The sequence below is a fragment of the Cytophagaceae bacterium genome, assembly GCA_016722655.1.
Classification (GTDB): Bacteria; Bacteroidota; Bacteroidia; order Cytophagales; family Spirosomataceae; genus Leadbetterella.
Genome location: JADKIR010000004.1, coordinates 817666 through 834598, shown reverse-complemented (window position 1 = coordinate 834598; position 16933 = coordinate 817666). Strand labels below are relative to the sequence as shown.

The 16933-nt window shown below is 42.0% G+C and carries 13 protein-coding genes, 1 tRNA gene and 2 rRNA genes; 9 read left to right on the top strand and 7 right to left on the bottom strand.

The window, feature by feature from the left end:
- Nucleotides 1-46 precede the first annotated feature (46 nt).
- Nucleotides 47-2032: a thioredoxin family protein gene (locus IPP61_04220; GenBank protein MBL0324376.1), complete on the top strand. Its 1986-nt coding sequence runs from the start codon at nucleotides 47-49 to the stop codon at nucleotides 2030-2032.
- Between the two features lie 150 nt (nucleotides 2033-2182).
- Here the strand turns inward: IPP61_04220 and IPP61_04215 are convergent, their stop codons facing one another.
- Together IPP61_04215 and IPP61_04210 are read right to left on the bottom strand one after the other, a co-directional pair.
- Nucleotides 2183-3160: a S1/P1 Nuclease gene (locus IPP61_04215; protein MBL0324375.1), complete on the bottom strand. Its 978-nt coding sequence runs from the start codon at nucleotides 3158-3160 to the stop codon at nucleotides 2183-2185.
- 144 nt (nucleotides 3161-3304) lie between these two features.
- Nucleotides 3305-3928: a DUF664 domain-containing protein gene (locus tag IPP61_04210; protein MBL0324374.1), complete on the bottom strand. Its 624-nt coding sequence runs from the start codon at nucleotides 3926-3928 to the stop codon at nucleotides 3305-3307.
- A gap of 303 nt (nucleotides 3929-4231) precedes the next feature.
- On the opposite strand from IPP61_04210, the gene IPP61_04205 reads away from it, so the two are divergent.
- From IPP61_04205 to IPP61_04190, 4 genes are all read left to right on the top strand, one after another.
- On the top strand, nucleotides 4232-4558 hold the full coding sequence (locus IPP61_04205) for a nucleotide pyrophosphohydrolase (GenBank protein MBL0324373.1): 327 nt from the start codon (nucleotides 4232-4234) through the stop codon (nucleotides 4556-4558).
- Nucleotides 4559-4593: 35 nt separating this feature from the next.
- A complete protein-coding gene (locus IPP61_04200) occupies nucleotides 4594-5502 on the top strand; it encodes a hypothetical protein (GenBank protein MBL0324372.1) in 909 nt (302 codons plus the stop codon).
- Nucleotides 5503-5514: 12 nt separating this feature from the next.
- A complete protein-coding gene (locus IPP61_04195) occupies nucleotides 5515-6027 on the top strand; it encodes a DUF2480 family protein (protein MBL0324371.1) in 513 nt (170 codons plus the stop codon).
- A gap of 150 nt (nucleotides 6028-6177) precedes the next feature.
- Nucleotides 6178-6831, top strand: coding sequence for a nicotinamide mononucleotide transporter (locus IPP61_04190; protein MBL0324370.1), 654 nt, complete (start codon nucleotides 6178-6180; stop codon nucleotides 6829-6831).
- On the opposite strand, the gene IPP61_04185 is transcribed toward IPP61_04190, so the two are convergent.
- From IPP61_04185 to IPP61_04165, 5 genes are all read right to left on the bottom strand, one after another.
- On the bottom strand, nucleotides 6832-7233 hold the full coding sequence (locus IPP61_04185) for a type II toxin-antitoxin system VapC family toxin (GenBank protein MBL0324369.1): 402 nt from the start codon (nucleotides 7231-7233) through the stop codon (nucleotides 6832-6834).
- Entirely contained in the window at nucleotides 7233-7469 is a 237-nt protein-coding gene (locus IPP61_04180; protein MBL0324368.1) for an AbrB/MazE/SpoVT family DNA-binding domain-containing protein, read from the bottom strand. Before IPP61_04180 ends, IPP61_04185 begins: the two co-directional genes overlap by 1 nt.
- A gap of 105 nt (nucleotides 7470-7574) precedes the next feature.
- Nucleotides 7575-8324, bottom strand: coding sequence for a glutamate racemase (murI, locus tag IPP61_04175; GenBank protein ID MBL0324367.1), 750 nt, complete (start codon nucleotides 8322-8324; stop codon nucleotides 7575-7577).
- Between the two features lie 89 nt (nucleotides 8325-8413).
- Complete coding sequence (locus IPP61_04170; protein ID MBL0324366.1) at nucleotides 8414-9052, bottom strand: hypothetical protein; 639 nt, start codon at nucleotides 9050-9052, stop codon at nucleotides 8414-8416.
- A gap of 122 nt (nucleotides 9053-9174) precedes the next feature.
- Entirely contained in the window at nucleotides 9175-11343 is a 2169-nt protein-coding gene (locus IPP61_04165; protein ID MBL0324365.1) for a TonB-dependent receptor, read from the bottom strand.
- 84 nt (nucleotides 11344-11427) lie between these two features.
- Between IPP61_04165 and IPP61_04160 the strand changes: the two genes are divergently transcribed.
- The 4 genes from IPP61_04160 to IPP61_04145 all read left to right on the top strand — a co-directional run bounded on the left by IPP61_04160 (nucleotide 11428) and on the right by IPP61_04145 (nucleotide 16879).
- Nucleotides 11428-11664 (top strand): hypothetical protein, encoded by a 237-nt coding sequence (locus IPP61_04160; protein ID MBL0324364.1) that lies wholly within the window; start codon nucleotides 11428-11430, stop codon nucleotides 11662-11664.
- 661 nt (nucleotides 11665-12325) lie between these two features.
- Nucleotides 12326-13828, top strand: a 16S ribosomal RNA gene (locus IPP61_04155).
- 97 nt (nucleotides 13829-13925) lie between these two features.
- Nucleotides 13926-13999: transfer RNA gene (locus tag IPP61_04150), tRNA-Ala, on the top strand.
- Nucleotides 14000-14062: 63 nt separating this feature from the next.
- A 23S ribosomal RNA gene (locus IPP61_04145) occupies nucleotides 14063-16879 on the top strand.
- The 16S and 23S rRNA genes sit together here with 1 tRNA gene alongside, the layout of an rRNA operon.
- Nucleotides 16880-16933: the final 54 nt, after the last annotated feature.

Sequence of the window (16933 nt, the reverse complement as noted above, 5' to 3'; positions counted from 1 at the left end):
ATAGATATTACATTTTCGTATATCTTAATACATTAAAAAAAATTGTATGAAATTTATCAAAATAATAGTTTTTCTATTTTCCACAATTCAGGCCTTTGGCCAAATTGAAAAACCAACTACCTGGTCATATGAAACATCTCCGAAAAATCCCAAAATAGGCGATGTCGTGGAAGTGAAATTGAAAGCTAACATACAAAAAGACTGGAAGTTGTATTCATCAAAAATGAGTCCCGATATCGGTCCACTAATTACAGTAATCAGTTTCAAAAATTCCTCGGATTTTAGATTAGTGGGAGGTATAACCGAAAATCCATCCCCTGCAAAGGTTTATGAGGAAATCTGGGAATCTGATGTTTTGATTCATAAAAAATCGGCTACGTTTATTCAGAAGATAAAAATTCTAAATGAAAACACAGTTGTAAACACTCACATCGAGTTCCAGTCATGTACCGATGTCGACGGCAGATGTGTCAACGGAAAAGAAGATATTGAAATAAAAATCAAAGCAATACCTGGTGAAAAGGCAATTGAAAAGGACAGCTCCGAAAGCAGCATTACACCCGTTGATACCCCCTCAGGAACAGGCTCTGCTATTCCTGAAGTGAAAGAATCAGGAGTTGGAAAATCAACAACCAATACACCTCCAACCGGCACAGAACCAGACAGCAGCCTTTGGAAATTTCTATTGATTGCTTTTGGAGCAGGCTTCGCTAGTATTTTCATGCCTTGCATTTACCCTATTATGCCTATGACTGTCAGCTTTTTTACTAAACAAAAAGACGGTAAATCCAAAGCAGTATTTTATGGCATTTCTATTATGGTCATTTTCGCAATCATGGGTCTTATTACTATGTTGCTGGGTGCTCCATTTCTCAACTGGCTCAGCACCCATTGGATCCCCAATCTCATATTTTTTATAGTATTTATATTGTTTGGAGTTTCCCTGTTAGGAGCATTTGAAATCGTTCTACCGCATGAAACTGTCAATAAAATCGATCGTTTAGGCGACAAAGGAGGTCTTATAGGTATTTTCTTTATGGCTCTTACCTTGGTCGTAGTGTCGTTCAGTTGTACGGTGCCATTTGTAGGTACCTTGCTTATAGCAGCGGCTCAGGGCGAAGTCATGCGTCCGGTTTATGGGATGCTCGCTTTTGGATTACCATTTGCCATGGTTTTTTCTGGTTTGGCAATGTTTCCCCAATTTCTCAAAAAGATGCCTAAAAGTGGCGGCTGGCTTAATGAACTCAAAGCTGTCTTTGGTTTTCTCGAATTTGCCCTCGCCCTTAAATTTCTTAGTAACATTGACCTTGCATACAACTGGCATTTAATTCATCGAAACATATTTCTGGTAATCTGGATCGTCATAGCAGTAATCATAGGCATTTACATTCTAGGCTATATGCGTATGCCCAAAGATGATAAAATCGAAAAACTTACACCATCAAGATCCATTTTTGCCATAATATTTTTTGCGTTAGCTATATATATGACACCGGGTGTTGCTAATAAACCACTTAGCCTACTTTCAGGTATTTTGCCTCCCATGCCCGTAGGTGAACATTCTGATGAAATCTTCGATCCTAAACTTCGTAAATTACCCTATAACCTCAAAGGCTTCAAAGACTTTGACGACGCCCTTCCTTATGCACAATCAGTAAATAAACCCATCTTGATTGATTTTACCGGCCATGCTTGTGCCAATTGCCGCAAAATGGAAGAAAACGTTTGGTCCGACCCTGCTGTCAACAGTCGTCTTCGTGATAATTTTATAATTGCCTCACTTTATGTTGATGATAAAGAAGAGCTACCTAAAGAAAAACAATACGTTTCCAAATATGACAATAAGTTAAAAGTTACCATCGGAGACAAAAATATAGATCTCGAAATCAGCAAATACAACAATAACGCTCAACCTTTTTATATCATTGTTGATACAAAAGGAGAAATGGTAGTAAAACCGCAGGGATATTGCAGTGCAGAACAATTCATTGAATTCCTTGATAAAGGTAAAGCAGAATTTCAATCAAAATGAATTGTAAATCTTTTGAAAACCTCATTATATTCAGAATAGCCACGCTTTTTGAAATGTGGCAATAATATTATCTTTAGTAGCATTTTTACAAAAAAACTCCCGACCTCAAAATCATAGGCCGGGAGTTTTTTTTATTCAAAGTCTAATATGTCAATATTCTTTTTCCAGATATTGATAAGGTACCGTTCCTTTATTCCAGATTTTCAAGTCCTTTTTATATTGTTTTTGAGCTCTTTTGGTCACATCAGGCTGATCCATTGAAACCAAATCTGGCTTTCCGGCATCAACCCATGCAGTGTACCAGAAGTTTGCCACATCCTGCACCGATTTTCTCATTTGTTTTTCAACCATGCCATTCAGGGCATTATGAAGCAGTTCCGAATATTCTTTTGAAAAAACCCATTGACCAAATTTATTCTTTCTAACTTTTCCTTCAGCGTCTTTTTCATAAAGATTATCTGCAGGGAATTCACTTCTAAGTTTTCTGTCAACAGCCAAAAGTGTATCTACAAGACTATGGGTTTCCTTGACAATTTTCCAGATTTCGGCATCTAAATCCTTGATATATGTTGCATTGTTAACTTTCAAATTATACCCTTTACCATAACGTTCCACCAACAAGGCTTCCCAATGAGCATGAATTCCTCGTTGATTGGTTAGCTGGCCGTCATGGTTAGACGAAGTATGCAATGGCATGTGAGCGTCGGCAATATAGTGGCCCAACTCAGCTGCAGTAAAGAGTGTTTCTGTGCGGCGACCGCCTTTCATCGAAGCCACCAAACTTTTGTAAGTATCGCTCATAAACCAGGGCAGAGAACCCCATTTTTGAAGGCTTTTTTCATCCCACTTTTTGGTGCGGATACTGTCAAATGCTATATCCCCAAAGTCTTCAATATCAATATAATGGCGAGGTCCTTCAGTCTTGTCTTTTAGGTGGCTGTATTTCCTCACATCAGGCAGGTTACCACCTTCAGAAACAAAATCGATGTGATTGTAAAAAAACTGACTCAAAGGCTGCGGCAAGGCAAAAATGGCTGATTGATTGATGGCGTAATGCCCCCACATCCCCCAGGAACCCAAAAAAATAGTAAATATGCAAGCCAGGAGAAAAAGTCCGGAACGCTTCATGCTAATGGTTTTTTGTTTGATGTTTTTTTGATTTCTCAAAATTACAAAAAAAAGCCTATTGCCCTTATTTTGATTAGAGCAATGAGACTAAAAGTAAAAATCATTAGACCAAAATATACTTTAGAAAAGGTTTGAAATCGAATCTTATTTTGGCAATCTTTTGGCATACCAGGTCATTTGACCCCGATGATTGGCATAATGCTCGGCCACATGAAACCATTTACAGTAGTTGTTCCAGTCCCATTCTTTGGTTTCGCCGCTTAAAAGCCATTTGTCATCTCGTTTTTTCATTTCGGCTTTGGTCGTAGCCCGCACCTCATCAAACATATCCTTGTAATAACTCAGCGGGTTGCCTTTGATTTCTTTCCGGGCGTCATCCCCCAGTTCCATAGCAATGTTCCATTTCTTCTTGTTTTCAGGGGTGAATTCTTCCAAATTATGAAACGTAAGATCCTGATAAATAACCTCGGTGGCGGCCAAATGCATCATCAATGAGCCAATGGTATTAGATTCCTTGTCAAACAGGAAGTCCAACTGCTCGACGGATAATTTTCTATTATATTGAATCACCGAATTGCTCAGCCAGTCAAGCATCGAAATCAAGGTGCCAATTTGGGGTGTAAAGCCCGAACGGGGACCAATGTGGTTGAGGTTGTTTTCGTCGAGAATCATAACCGGTTGGCTGATTCCGGTCAATGGGAGCATAAAAGTTCCAAGGCCTATGCCGAGATTCTGGGTAAATTTCCGGCGGTCAATGTTTTTTTCCATGTCAATAGAGGGTTTGTTTATTTTCAAAGAAACGAAAATTTATGGATGAGATTGGATTTTGAAAGGGGTTTTTACTTAATGGTAATTGTCTTGTCAGGGATTTTTAGTAATTATTGCTATTGGATGATTAAATTAGCACTGTAAAAGAAGACAATTAATGCGATAGGGATAGAGCCGATACCCCGCACCACGCCTTAGCCGAATGGCGTGGCGTGGGAGGAGTAAAGGCGAAAGCCCGGCCCCACTTCTTGCCCATATCAAAGGGCAAGAGGTGGGGATCGCCCTCAAAAATATGTAAAGAATATGACAATAAATGAATTACAAAATACTGTAGATAAGTGGATTAACACAACCGGTGTAAGGTATTTCAATGAACTTACGAATACGGCGATTTTGATGGAAGAGGTAGGTGAGGTAGCCCGAATAATGGCCAGAAGATACGGCGAGCAATCAGAAAAAGAATCTGACAAAGGCAAAGATCTTGGCGATGAGATGGCTGATGTGCTTTTTGTGCTGGTAAGTCTTGCCAACCAAACTGGTGTGAACTTAACAGATGCTCTGGAGAAAAATCTGGAGAAAAAGTCAATACGAGATGCCGAAAGGCATAAGAATAATCCGAAGTTGAAATGACTTTTGATGGTATATTTGTGCAATTAAAAGAAATTATGATTAAATCGGCGTTTTCGGCGGTCTGGAGCAGACCAAAGATGTTGTTTTTGATATATGGAGTTGGATTTGTACTGGCAATGCTGGTGGCGAGACCATTTTATGTTACTTTTCTCAATGAGGCTGATACCTCGGTAGCATTGGATGCTTTGCTGAAAGACTTCGACTTTATGATTTTCAGTGATTTTATCAACCAAAGCGGAGATGCTTTCAAGCCGCTGTTTTCATTGATATTTGTAATAGGAATTGTGTACTTATTTTTGAGCAATTTTTTCGATGGTGGAATTCTGCAAGTGATTAAAAATAAGGAATTTACTTTTGCCGATTTTTTTGCAGGAGGCAGTAAGCTGTTTGGAAAATTCTTGATGTTGCTGCTGTATTCTTTGATTTTCCTGTTGGTTTTGGTAGCGTTTTCAGGTATGTTTTTCTTTATTTTTGCTTCGATAGGCGAAGGTGGAAGCGAGAAAACCTATTTTTTTGTGATGCTGCCACCGATTGCAATTTTAACGTACTTTTTTAGTGTGGTAATAGTGCAAAATATGTATGCAAAAGTCATGATGAGCCAAAAGGACGATTTAGGTCCCTGGGAAGCTTTTGGAAAGGCTTTTGGCTACACTATGAAAAGACCTGTGACATTTTTGCTGTTTTGGGGAGTTCTTTTTGTTGGTTTTTTGTTGCTATTGGTGTATTTGGGAATCGACAGCCTGACACAAATGAGCACCAGCATTACTATTTTTATGATGTTTTTGGTTCAGCAAGTTTCGGTTTTGGCAAGAACTTTTTTAAAAATCTTTAATCTTACACTTGCCAGGGCGTTTTTTGATGCCAACCCAATCAGTTTGGAAAAAAGAGTAAAATTGGAGACTAATTCTGATTTAGAGGATGATTCGGTGGTAAGGGTGGAATAGTTAAAAACCAAAATGGAAGAAACAATCGTAAATCGTGTGACGCAGAGCGGGTTAATAACTTTTGACCTGGAAGAATACTATCCTAAAGGAGAAAGGGCACTATATGACCTGAAGCAGAATCTTTTCATGGAGTTGATCCTGAAAGAAAAAGACTTCAGGGAGTTTTTGAAAACACATGATTGGGAGCAATATCGGGGAAAATATGTGGGAATAGTTTGCACTGCAGATGCCATAGTGCCTACCTGGGCATATATGCTTTTGGCCGGCCATATGAGCGAGGTGGCAGAATTGGTGGTTTTCGGCAATCTGGAACAATTGGAAATAAAAATTTTCGAAGAGATTTTCCGAAAAATAAATTGGGAGGAATTTCAGGATCAACGCATAGTGGTAAAAGGCTGTAGTAATGCTTCAATTCCAGTGGAAGTTTATGTAGAACTGACCAGAATCCTCAAACCCCTTGCCCGCAGCCTGATGTTTGGTGAACCATGCAGTACTGTACCGCTATTTAAGAAGAAAAGTAATTAATCATAAAGTTTTAGTGCCGAGTTGTGAGGGTGAATGAGTAAAATTTTCAAGGCTGGACACTTTTGATATTTAATTGTTTATAAAATAAATTCGAGAGTCTTTTTGAAAAAATCTCGGAACTCATAACTCGTTACCCGGAACCAAAAAGAAATGATTCAATTTTTCGATATAAAAAACATATTCTTCACATTCTGGGGCTATCCCATGAGTCACCTGGAGTTTTGGGCTACTTTGACCGGTGGATATGCGGTTTGGCTTTCTGCAAAAGAAAATGTCTGGAGCTGGATGGTCGGGCTAATAAATGTAGTGCTGGCAGCTATCATGTTTTATCAGATTCAGCTCTACCCCGATATGTTTTTACAAGGCTTTTTCTTTATAACCAACATAATTGGGTTCTGGTTGTGGAAGTTTCCAAAAGAATCAGAGGCCAACCAAAAACAGGAGCTTAAAATCACAAGATTGACACAAAAAAATGCTTTGTTTCTCATTGTAGGAGGCTTGATTACTACTGCTTTGATGGGTACATTTTCCAAAAACCTTCACGAATTTTTTCCGAAATTATTTAGCCTGCCCAGTGCATTTCCATATATGGACAGTTTCACAACCGTGATGAGCATTGTGGCTACTTTTATGCTCATGAAAAAGAAAGTGGAAGCCTGGTGGATGTGGCTGGCCATTGACCTGATCAGCACCTACATGTATTTTGTTAAAGATGTCAAACTTTATTCTTTGTTGTATGCAGCTTTTTGTGTGATCGCCACCTTCGGAGCTATGGAGTGGACGAAGAAATACAGAAAGGGGTGATTAATTTGTCCAATTCTCTATTTTAAGCCCTTCAACCCTTTCAAATTCTCTTTCATTGTTGGTAACCAAAACTAAATTTTCAGCTATTGCGTTTGCCGCAATCAACAAATCCATTGGGCCGATTGGGGTTCCATTTTTTTCTAAATTTGTTCTGATTCTACCATATTCTACAGCAGCTAATGAATCAAATTCAAGAATCTCTAAAGGAACCAAAAACTTTTCCAATGCTTCGGAGTTGGATTTGGAATTTGTGCTTTTGGCAACCCCATATTGCAGTTCAGCTAAAGTTATAGAAGAAATACCAACCTGACCTGGATTGAGAGAAATAAGTTTCTCGAAAACTTGAATTGGCTTCTTTTTTATAATGTAAATGCAAATATTAGTGTCAAGTAAATATTCCATTACTCTAGATTTTCTCTGTTTTGACTTTCAAGTTGATCACGTAAATTCATAAAATCGTCTGAAAAACCATTTACACCTTCAATCAGGTTTTTCCAGGCATCATGGTATGGAATAATCAATATTGTATTACCTACTTTCTTTAAAAATACCTTATCATCTGAAAATTTCATCTCTTCAGGTATAGAAAGGGTTTGATTGCCTCCAATTTTCGATATTTTAATTGATGCAATTGTCATTTTTAAGCTGATTAAATAAAAATGTAATCTATTTTATGGACATTTAATTTCAACCTATATCAATAGATATAATCAAAAGTAATAATTTCTAACGAATGACAAAAACTATCTTCCTAAATACCTCAAAAACCTGCTTTCATCTTTTACATATTGACCTGATTCCACAAATCTCACATTTCCAGTTCCATTAACTGAGAGTAAACCCAAAGCTTCAAGAGTATTTTTGAGATGACGGGCAGTGCCTTCGTTGCCATCAACCGGCGTAAGTGATGGAAAGTTTTGCTTTATAAAATCTTCATAATAAGTAAAATGTGTACAGCCCAAGACGATATATTTATAATGATAGAGGTCAAATTTCGAAAATTCAGTTTTCAGGTATTCCAAAACTTTTTCATCTTCAAAAATTTCATTTTCAGCAAATTCCACTAATCCAGGCAGGGGAAGCCTATCAACTATATGATTGATATCCAATGAATTAATAAGATTTTCAAATCTATCAGCCGAAAGTGTAACCGGTGTGGCACAAGCCAGAATACGCTTTTCTGGTTCATTATTGTCAAAAGCTACCTTCACAGCTGGCTGAATGGCAATAATCGGAAAATCATATTTTTCTCTCAAATACTCAATGCTCACATTGGTGGCGGTATTACAGGCCAGCACAATGGCTTTGCAGCCTTCTCTTCGAAGAAAAATAACGGCATTCTCCACAAATTCAAGTATTTGCTCTCTGGTTTTGTAAGAATAGGGCACATTTTCGGTATCGGCATAATAAAGAAAATCTTCTTTTGGGAGGGTTTTTACCAGCTCCTTCAAAAGTGTTAATCCTCCGATTCCCGAATCAAAGACTCCAATCATTTTGTCTGCGGTCTGATTTTTTCTGCCAAATTAATAAAAAAACCGCACCTCGTTTATAGAGATGCGGCTTGAAATTGCTATAAATTATATTAGTTACACTGCTGTAAAAAATATTGGGTTTCACCTTTACCCCAGGCCGGTGAATATGCTGTTACGGGACTTTGTTTTTCGAAAAGGCCGGCAGCTTTTTCAAAAAGTGGTTTTGCTTTTGATTTCCCACCACCAAAACCTTCCGGTGTATAAAAAGTATTCAGACCCAATGTATAAAATATCCTCGGATTGCCCGGATTGAGCTTTTCGGCTTTAGCCAAAGCTGTCTGGAAATCAGCTCCATATTTCTGCCAACGGCTCATTGGATCTACACTTACCCTTGCCATGGCATATTGTGCTTTTACCACCTCCAACTCGTCGTTATCTTTGGCCAGTGACTCAGCTTTTACAAGAAAACCTTCGGCTTTATCGAGCAACAAATCTTTGTCGGCAGTTTTTTCTGTCGTAAAACTCTCATTGATATAGCAATACGCAGCCCAGTAATTAGGTAACCACTCGTTGGCTTCAGCGGCTGCAATTCGCTCCATTTTGTTGGCAAAAGGCAGGAAGCCTTTTCCTTGTACCTGCTGAATTCCAGAAGTGATCTCGGTCATGGCACTTACATATTTTTCGGTTTGTGCCATAGAGCTAAATGCCATGCCGGCAATAAGAGAAAGGGTCAAAATTTGCTTTTTCATTTTTTGTATTTGTTTTATTTTGTTTAATTTTTTTCAGGGAACTGCAACAGGAAACAGGCAAAAGTTATTTTTCCAACTTTAAACCTGATCCTCGGTACTCGCAACCCGGTACTCAGAACTTTTTAAAAATCCAACTCCGCTTCTTTAGATCTGCCGTTCAGCTTGCCAAACGTAAATGTGGCTCCAAAAAGCAGCATCCTCCGCATCGGTGCATTCACAGCATATTTTTGTGAGCCATCCTGCGAAAATCTGTAACCAAACACATTGTTTCTGTTCAGAATATTATCCACAATCACATAAAAAACCAGGAAGTTATTCGGTCTTTGTCTGATTTTACTGGCCATAAAACTCACATTGTGATAAGGCTTTGTGAATACTGGCTCCTGCAAATCATTGCCGGGTGCATACACCGGTCTTGGCGACGAATAACTGTAGGTAAGACCCACATTGGTGGTTATTGAGGTTAAAAATTGCTTATATACCAAGCTCATATTATGTTTTGAAGCAAAATACGGCATCACTGATTTTGAATAATTCCGGAAATACCTTTCAGTATCCAAAAACGAATAACTCACCCACACATCACCATTTTTCAGGCTTTTCTGATCCCTCAAAAACACATCAAATCCTCTGGCATAGCCGTATCCCTTGTTGCTGGTCATTCCTGTTGGAAATCTGTAAGGATTAGGATCAAAAGTTTCCGTTTTTTCGGTTACCAATTTGTCATATTTTTTGTAAAAAATCTCAGTTCTAAAGGTTTTACCCGATTTAATTCTCTGAAAATTAGCAATATAATGATCCGCAATCTCAAAGTCCAGGGCCTTGTTTATATACAGATACTCTTTCTCGGGGTTTTGATAAAACCTTCCACCCGCCACTGAAACCTGCGAATATTCCCCTGTTTTATAAGCCATCGAAATTCTTGGGCTCACATTATATCTGTCAAGCACACTCGTGTACTCGCCCCGAGCTCCGATTCTCAAGGCCAGATCTTTCGAAACATAAGTTTCTGACTCTACAAAAACCGCCGAATAGTTGTCTGTCATCTTCATTTCAAATTCATTGTAGCGGTTGCTTACGTTGATATGGTGCACTTCAGTACCAAAATTAAGCGTGCTGCTGTTATTGTTGCCATACAAGCGGCTCATCACCAGCCTGCCTTGCGTACGTTCGTCTTTTCTTTCAAAACCCGCACCACTCAGAGCCAGATTGTCATTGTTTTTGCTATACGATGCCCCCGCCTGCAGTACCCAAATCCCATCCTTGTAAGTCTGACTATAATGGGCATGATTAAAGGTGTTAAAATTCTTATTGTCAAATAGATACTTACTATTTGCTTCGTCATAAGTCGGCAGCCAAATCGCCGATTTATTATCTGAAAGTGTCCCGAAAACCTTTAATGTCGCCTTATTTTTCAACACCTCATTTACCGAAATCACTGCACCCAAGCCTTGTGGAACCTTATCAAAATTAAAAGAATTGGTCGCTACTTTCAGCAGAGGACTGATATTGGTGTAATACAAACTCCCAGTCAGCCAGCCCTTGTGTGTGTGTGTAATCGCCCCACTTACCAGATTTGCACTCAATGTGGTAGAGCTATTGGTTCCTTGTTTGTCCTGTGTATTTAGCAATAGCACCGACGACAAAGCCTGTCCATATTGTGCCGAATATCCCCCGGTACTAAAGGCCGTTCCTTTAAACATAAACGGGTCAAACCGGCCCCGCTGTGGCACATCAGGTGTGCTGCTGAAATACGGATTCTGTACAATCATACCGTCAATCACCGTCTTGGTTTCGCTCGATGAACCTCCTCTCACAAAAAGCCCCTCGCGTTCGCCCACCCGGTTTGAGCCAGGTAGCAATTGCATTACCGAGGTAATGTCCGCATTTCCCCCAGCGGTAGTCACGATGTCCATCGGCTTCAGCATCACGGCTTTTTTCTCGTCCGACGCCTCAAACATCCCCGCCGACACCACCACAGCATTCAGGGTGTTTATCAACTCTTTCAGCTTGATATTAACTTCTATGGACTTTCTTTCCAGCGTTACGCTCTTTTTTACCGCTTCAAAACCCACCATCGTCACACTCAGCACCTTCTGCCCTTTTTCGTCAGTCGTAAACTCATACTTCCCGTTTACATCCGCCGAGGCTCCGTCATAAGTACCCTCCAATGCCACATTGGCAAATGGCAGCGGCTCCCCTTTATCGTCAGAAACAGTACCTGACACCCGGGTTTGAGCCTGCACCGCCATCCCCACACACATTAAAAAAATAGTAAATAGCTTTTTCATAATATTTAATTTGCTTTAAGTCAGAAGGATGAACCATCCCCTCTTTTTCATAATTGTGATCCAAAATTGGGGCATTCTGCACCGATGGCACAGCACATTTCGATGAGCAGAAACCAAAAAACCGATAAACCGGTCGATATTACCGATAAATGGAAACCGAAAAATTTGAATTATCGACAAACGAAGAAAGATCTGGGCGAGCCCCCTTTCCCTTCTAAGGTCGGTCAGGGGTCGGGCTATTCGTTACAAGTCCGTCCACGCACCATCCAGCCACACTACGGGCTTTACACTACTATCCCTCTCGCAGGGAATGAGTTTTAAGCTTATTATAAAGTTTAAGTTTGAAGAGAAAACGTACTTTTTGTCCATCCACCCCAAGACATATAAATAGGAAGGGGCTTTAGCCCCTTGAAGAAAAATTCGGAAAGATTAACTGGGTCATTAGCCCCACCCAAGATCCGTTTTAAACTCATAAACCCCAAAAAGGGATTGGAAGGAATTGTTATTTTTCACATCAAAAATATTAAGATGAAAACAATTAGGGCAAAACAATAGAATTAGGCTGGAAACAATACATATAAAAAAATCAAGAAAGGTTATAAATAAAAAGGAGTTAAAGAATAATAAGTACCTGGTTTACAGAGGAGGTGATGTTGGGGTAAAAAAATAAGGTAAAAATAAATTTGGAAAAGGGGGATAGAGGGTATTATCTTTGCAGTCCCAAAACGGGGGAGGCGAATTGGGGACAGGAAGCGGGTTCAAAAAAAATAAAATTTTTTCTTGCAAAAATTTGGATTTAGGAAAACGGCTTACTACTTTTGCACCCCGATTGAGAGTAAAGGGATAGGGAATCGGGAAGAATTAGCGATAGAGGAGTGCTAAACGAGCTCACGAAAAAAGTGGGATAAAGTTCATTAACTTGTTGGGGATAGGATAAGAAAACGATTGAAAAAAAGTTGGGATCTTTTCGTAATAAGAAATTACTATGGAGAGTTTGATCCTGGCTCAGGATGAACGCTAGCGGCAGGCTTAATACATGCAAGTCGAGGGGTCAGCAATGACACCGGCGGACGGGTGCGTAACGCGTATGCAACCTACCTACATCAGGGGGATAGCCCTAGGAAACTGGGATTAACACCGCATAATATTATTAATGGCATCATTGATAATTGAAATATTTATAGGAAGTAGATGGGCATGCGTAAGATTAGCTAGTTGGTAAGGTAACGGCTTACCAAGGGTACGATCTTTAGGGGCTCTGAGAGGAGTATCCCCACACTGGCACTGAGATACGGGCCAGACTCCTACGGGAGGCAGCAGTAGGGAATATTGGGCAATGGAGGCAACTCTGACCCAGCCATGCCGCGTGCAGGAAGACGGCCCTCTGGGTTGTAAACTGCTTTTGAATGGGAAGAATGTGTGGCTTGCGAGCTATAATGACGGTACCATTAGAATAAGCCACGGCTAACTACGTGCCAGCAGCCGCGGTAATACGTAGGTGGCGAGCGTTATCCGGATTTATTGGGTTTAAAGGGTGCGTAGGCGGCTTAATAAGTCGGTGGTAAAAGGTAGCAGCTTAACTGTTTTACATGCCATCGATACTGTTGAGCTTGAGTTATTTGGAGGCAGCTAGAATTTCCGGTGTAGCGGTGAAATGCATAGATACCGGAAGGAATACCGATTGCGAAGGCAGGTTGCTACGAATATACTGACGCTGATGCACGAAAGCGTGGGGATCAAACAGGATTAGATACCCTGGTAGTCCACGCAGTAAACGATGATTACTAGATGTTGGTAGCGATATCAGTGTCCAAGGGAAACCGATAAGTAATCCACCTGGGGAGTACGCCGGCAACGGTGAAACTCAAAGGAATTGACGGGGGTCCGCACAAGCGGTGGAGCATGTGGTTTAATTCGATGATACGCGAGGAACCTTACCTGGGCTAGAATGTGAGCGAATGATTCAGAGATGGATCAGTCAGCAATGACGCGAAACAAGGTGCTGCATGGCCGTCGTCAGTTCGTGCCGTGAGGTGTTGGGTTAAGTCCCGCAACGAACGCAACCCCTATAGACTGTTGCCAGCACGTAAAGGTGGGGACTCAGTCGAGACTGCCTACGCAAGTAGAGAGGAAGGAGGGGACGACGTCAGGTCATCATGGCCCTTACGCCCAGGGCGACACACGTGCTACAATGGCAGGTACAGAGTGCAGCGAGCTTGTAAGAGTAAGCGAATCACAAAAAGCCTGTCACAGTTCGGATTGGGGTCTGCAACTCGACCCTATGAAGCTGGAATCGCTAGTAATCGCATATCAGCCATGATGCGGTGAATACGTTCCCGGACCTTGTACACACCGCCCGTCAAGCCATGGGAGTTGGGTAGACCTGAAGCGGAAGGTAAAAGACTTCGTTAGGGTAGAACCAGTGACTGGGGCTAAGTCGTAACAAGGTAGCCGTACCGGAAGGTGTGGCTGGAACACCTCCTTTTTAGAGATATTCTGATAAAATCAGAAGAAACATAAACAAGGAAAGACGACAAACAACAATTGTGAGTAAGATTTTATCCCCACCGACAAGTTATTATGGGGGATTAGCTCAGCTGGCTAGAGCACTTGCTTTGCAAGCAAGGGGTCATCGGTTCGACTCCGATATTCTCCACTTAGTAGAATTTATTCTGCGTAAGAGTACATTGACATGATGGGAAAGACTGAGAAGAAAAAGAGAGAGCAAGAGAAGGGCGTACGGGGGATGCCTAGGGTCTCAGAGGCGAAGAAGGACGTGATAAGCTGCGAAAAGCTACGGGGAGGAGCACATATCTGTTAATCCGTAGGTATCCGAATGGGGCAACCCTCCAGGCTGAAGGCCTGGAACCGCACGATAAGTGTGGAGCGAACGTGGGGAACTGAAACATCTAAGTACCCATAGGAGAAGAAAACAACAGTGATTCCGAGAGTAGTGGCGAGCGAAATCGGATTAGCCCAAACCGGAATTGTTACGGCAATTTCGGGGTTATAGGACTGCATTTAGGAAAGTTTTTAAATTTGAATGACATGGGAAGGTCAGCCACAGAGTGTGATAGCCACGTAAGAGTAAATGAAACTGGACGAGCAGTATCCTGAGTAGGGGGGAACCAGAGGAATTCCCTTTGAATTCGGCAGTACCATCTGCCAAGGCTAAATACTCCTGAGACACCGATAGTGAACAAGTACTGTGAAGGAAAGGTGAAAAGCACGGGGAGTACCCGGGTGAAAAGAACCTGAAACCGTACGCCTACAAGCGGTCGGAGCCATGCGATATGGTGACGGCGTGCCTTTTGCATAATGATCCTACGAGTTACGGTCACCGGCGAGGTTAACTTTTTAAGGAAGGGAGCCGAAGCGAAAGCGAGTCTGAAAAGGGCGTTAAGTTGGTGGCTGTAGACGCGAAACCTAGTGATCTACCCATGGTCAGGTTGAAGGTTGGGTAAGACCAACTGGAGGACCGCACCGGTATACGTTGAAAAGTGTTCGGATGAACTGTGGGTAGGGGTGAAAGGCTAATCAAACTGGGAAATAGCTCGTACTCCCCGAAATGTATTTAGGTACAGCGTGGAGGTAAGTATTATTGAGGTAGAGCTACCGATTGGATGCGGGGGAGTCACATCCTACCAAATTCAGACGAACTCCGAATGCGATAATATATACTCTGCAGTGAGGGCTCAGGGTGCTAAGGTCAGAGTCCGAGAGGGAAAGAACCCAGAACTACAGCTAAGGTCTCCAAATCTATACTAAGTTGAACAAAGGAAGTCTGACTGCCGAGACAGCCAGGATGTTTGCTTGGAAGCAGCAATCATTTAAAGAGTGCGTAACAGCTCACTGGTCGAGCGGGGCGGGCATCGATAATAAGCGGGCATAAAGTATAGTACCGAAGCTTAGTCAAGACGTAAGTCTTGGGTAGGGGAGCATTCTAATTACGGTGAAGGTGATCTTTGAGGGTCATTGGAGTGATTAGAAAAGCAAATGTAGGAATAAGTAGCGATAATGAATGTGAGAACCATTCACACCGAAAGACTAAGGATTCCTCCGCTATGTCAATCAACGGAGGGTAAGTCGGATCCTAAGGATAATGCGAGAGCAGAAGCCGATGGGAAACAGGTTAAGAATCCTGTACCAGTGTATATTACGAAGCGGGGACGGACGCTAGAGCTTAATACGAACCGACGGAAATGTTCGTTGAGAGGAGTCTTCGGACGAATCGAATTAGGGGATAGAGTTCCAAGAAAAGCCGATAAGTTATGGATATACAGTGACCGTACCGTAAACCGACACAGGTAGTCGAGGCGAGAAGCCTAAGGTGCTCGAGTGAATCACGGCTAAGGAACTAGGCAAATTAACCCTGTAACTTCGGGATAAAGGGAACCATCAGCAATGGTGGTCGCAGAGAAATGGCCCAGGCGACTGTTTAACAAAAACACATGGCTATGCGAAGATTAATGTCGACGTATATGGCCTGACACCTGCCCGGTGCCGGAAGGTTAAGAGGGGATGTCATCGCAAGAGAAGCATTGAATCGAAGCCCCGGTAAACGGCGGCCGTAACTATAACGGTCCTAAGGTAGCGAAATTCCTTGTCGGGTAAGTTCCGACCTGCACGAATGGTGTAACGATCTGGGCACTGTCTCAGCCGTGAGCTCGGCGAAATTGTAGTGACGGTGAAGATGCCGTCTACCCGCCACGGGACGGAAAGACCCCGTGAACCTTTACTATAGCTTAGCGTTGTGACTGGGTATCTGATGTGTAGGATAGGTGGGAGACTGAGATGCGGCGTCGCCAGGCGTCGTTTAGTCAACGTTGAAATACCACCCTTTGGATATTTGGTTTCTAACCCTGGAATGGGGGACACCGCTTGGTGGGTAGTTTGACTGGGGTGGTCGCCTCCAAAAGAGTAACGGAGGCTTTCAAAGGTTCCCTCAGCACGCTTGGTAACCGTGCGATGAGTGCAATAGCAAAAGGGAGCTTGACTGCGAGACAAACAAGTCGAACAGGTACGAAAGTAGGATATAGTGATCCGGTGGTTCTGCATGGAAGGGCCATCGCTCAAAGGATAAAAGGTACTCCGGGGATAACAGGCTGATCTCCCCAAGAGCTCATATCGACGGGGAGGTTTGGCACCTCGATGTCGGCTCGTCACATCCTGGGGCTGGAGAAGGTCCCAAGGGTTCGGCTGTTCGCCGATTAAAGTGGCACGCGAGCTGGGTTCAGAACGTCGTGAGACAGTTCGGTCCCTATCTGTGGTGGGCGTAGGAAGTTTGAGGGGTTCTGATTTTAGTACGAGAGGACCGAATTGGACATACCGCTGGTGTATCTGTTGTCTTGCCAAGGGCACGGCAGAGTAGCTAAGTATGGATGGGATAAACGCTGAAAGCATCTAAGTGTGAAACCCGCCTCAAGATGAGACTTCCCTAGAGGAACGTTGGAGATTACGACGTAGATAGGCTACAGGTGAAAGTGCGGTAACGTATGCAGCCGAGTAGTACTAATGAACCGACTGAGCTCTTTATATTTAAAAAAAAACTTATTCTTCACAGTCTTTCCTTATCACAATGTTATATGAG

Excerpts from the sequence above, each read along its gene's own strand:
- IPP61_04220 (MBL0324376.1), top strand. The coding sequence starts at position 47 with ATGAAATTTATCAAAATAATAGTTTTTCTATTTTCCACAATTCAGGCC.
- IPP61_04215 (MBL0324375.1), bottom strand. The coding sequence starts at position 3,160 with ATGAAGCGTTCCGGACTTTTTCTCCTGGCTTGCATATTTACTATTTTT.
- IPP61_04210 (MBL0324374.1), bottom strand. The coding sequence starts at position 3,928 with ATGGAAAAAAACATTGACCGCCGGAAATTTACCCAGAATCTCGGCATA.
- IPP61_04205 (MBL0324373.1), top strand. The coding sequence starts at position 4,232 with ATGACAATAAATGAATTACAAAATACTGTAGATAAGTGGATTAACACA.
- IPP61_04200 (MBL0324372.1), top strand. The coding sequence starts at position 4,594 with ATGATTAAATCGGCGTTTTCGGCGGTCTGGAGCAGACCAAAGATGTTG.
- IPP61_04195 (MBL0324371.1), top strand. The coding sequence starts at position 5,515 with ATGGAAGAAACAATCGTAAATCGTGTGACGCAGAGCGGGTTAATAACT.
- IPP61_04190 (MBL0324370.1), top strand. The coding sequence starts at position 6,178 with ATGATTCAATTTTTCGATATAAAAAACATATTCTTCACATTCTGGGGC.
- IPP61_04185 (MBL0324369.1), bottom strand. The coding sequence starts at position 7,233 with ATGGAATATTTACTTGACACTAATATTTGCATTTACATTATAAAAAAG.
- IPP61_04180 (MBL0324368.1), bottom strand. The coding sequence starts at position 7,469 with ATGACAATTGCATCAATTAAAATATCGAAAATTGGAGGCAATCAAACC.
- murI (MBL0324367.1), bottom strand. The coding sequence starts at position 8,324 with ATGATTGGAGTCTTTGATTCGGGAATCGGAGGATTAACACTTTTGAAG.
- IPP61_04170 (MBL0324366.1), bottom strand. The coding sequence starts at position 9,052 with ATGAAAAAGCAAATTTTGACCCTTTCTCTTATTGCCGGCATGGCATTT.
- IPP61_04165 (MBL0324365.1), bottom strand. The coding sequence starts at position 11,343 with ATGAAAAAGCTATTTACTATTTTTTTAATGTGTGTGGGGATGGCGGTG.
- IPP61_04160 (MBL0324364.1), top strand. The coding sequence starts at position 11,428 with ATGGCACAGCACATTTCGATGAGCAGAAACCAAAAAACCGATAAACCG.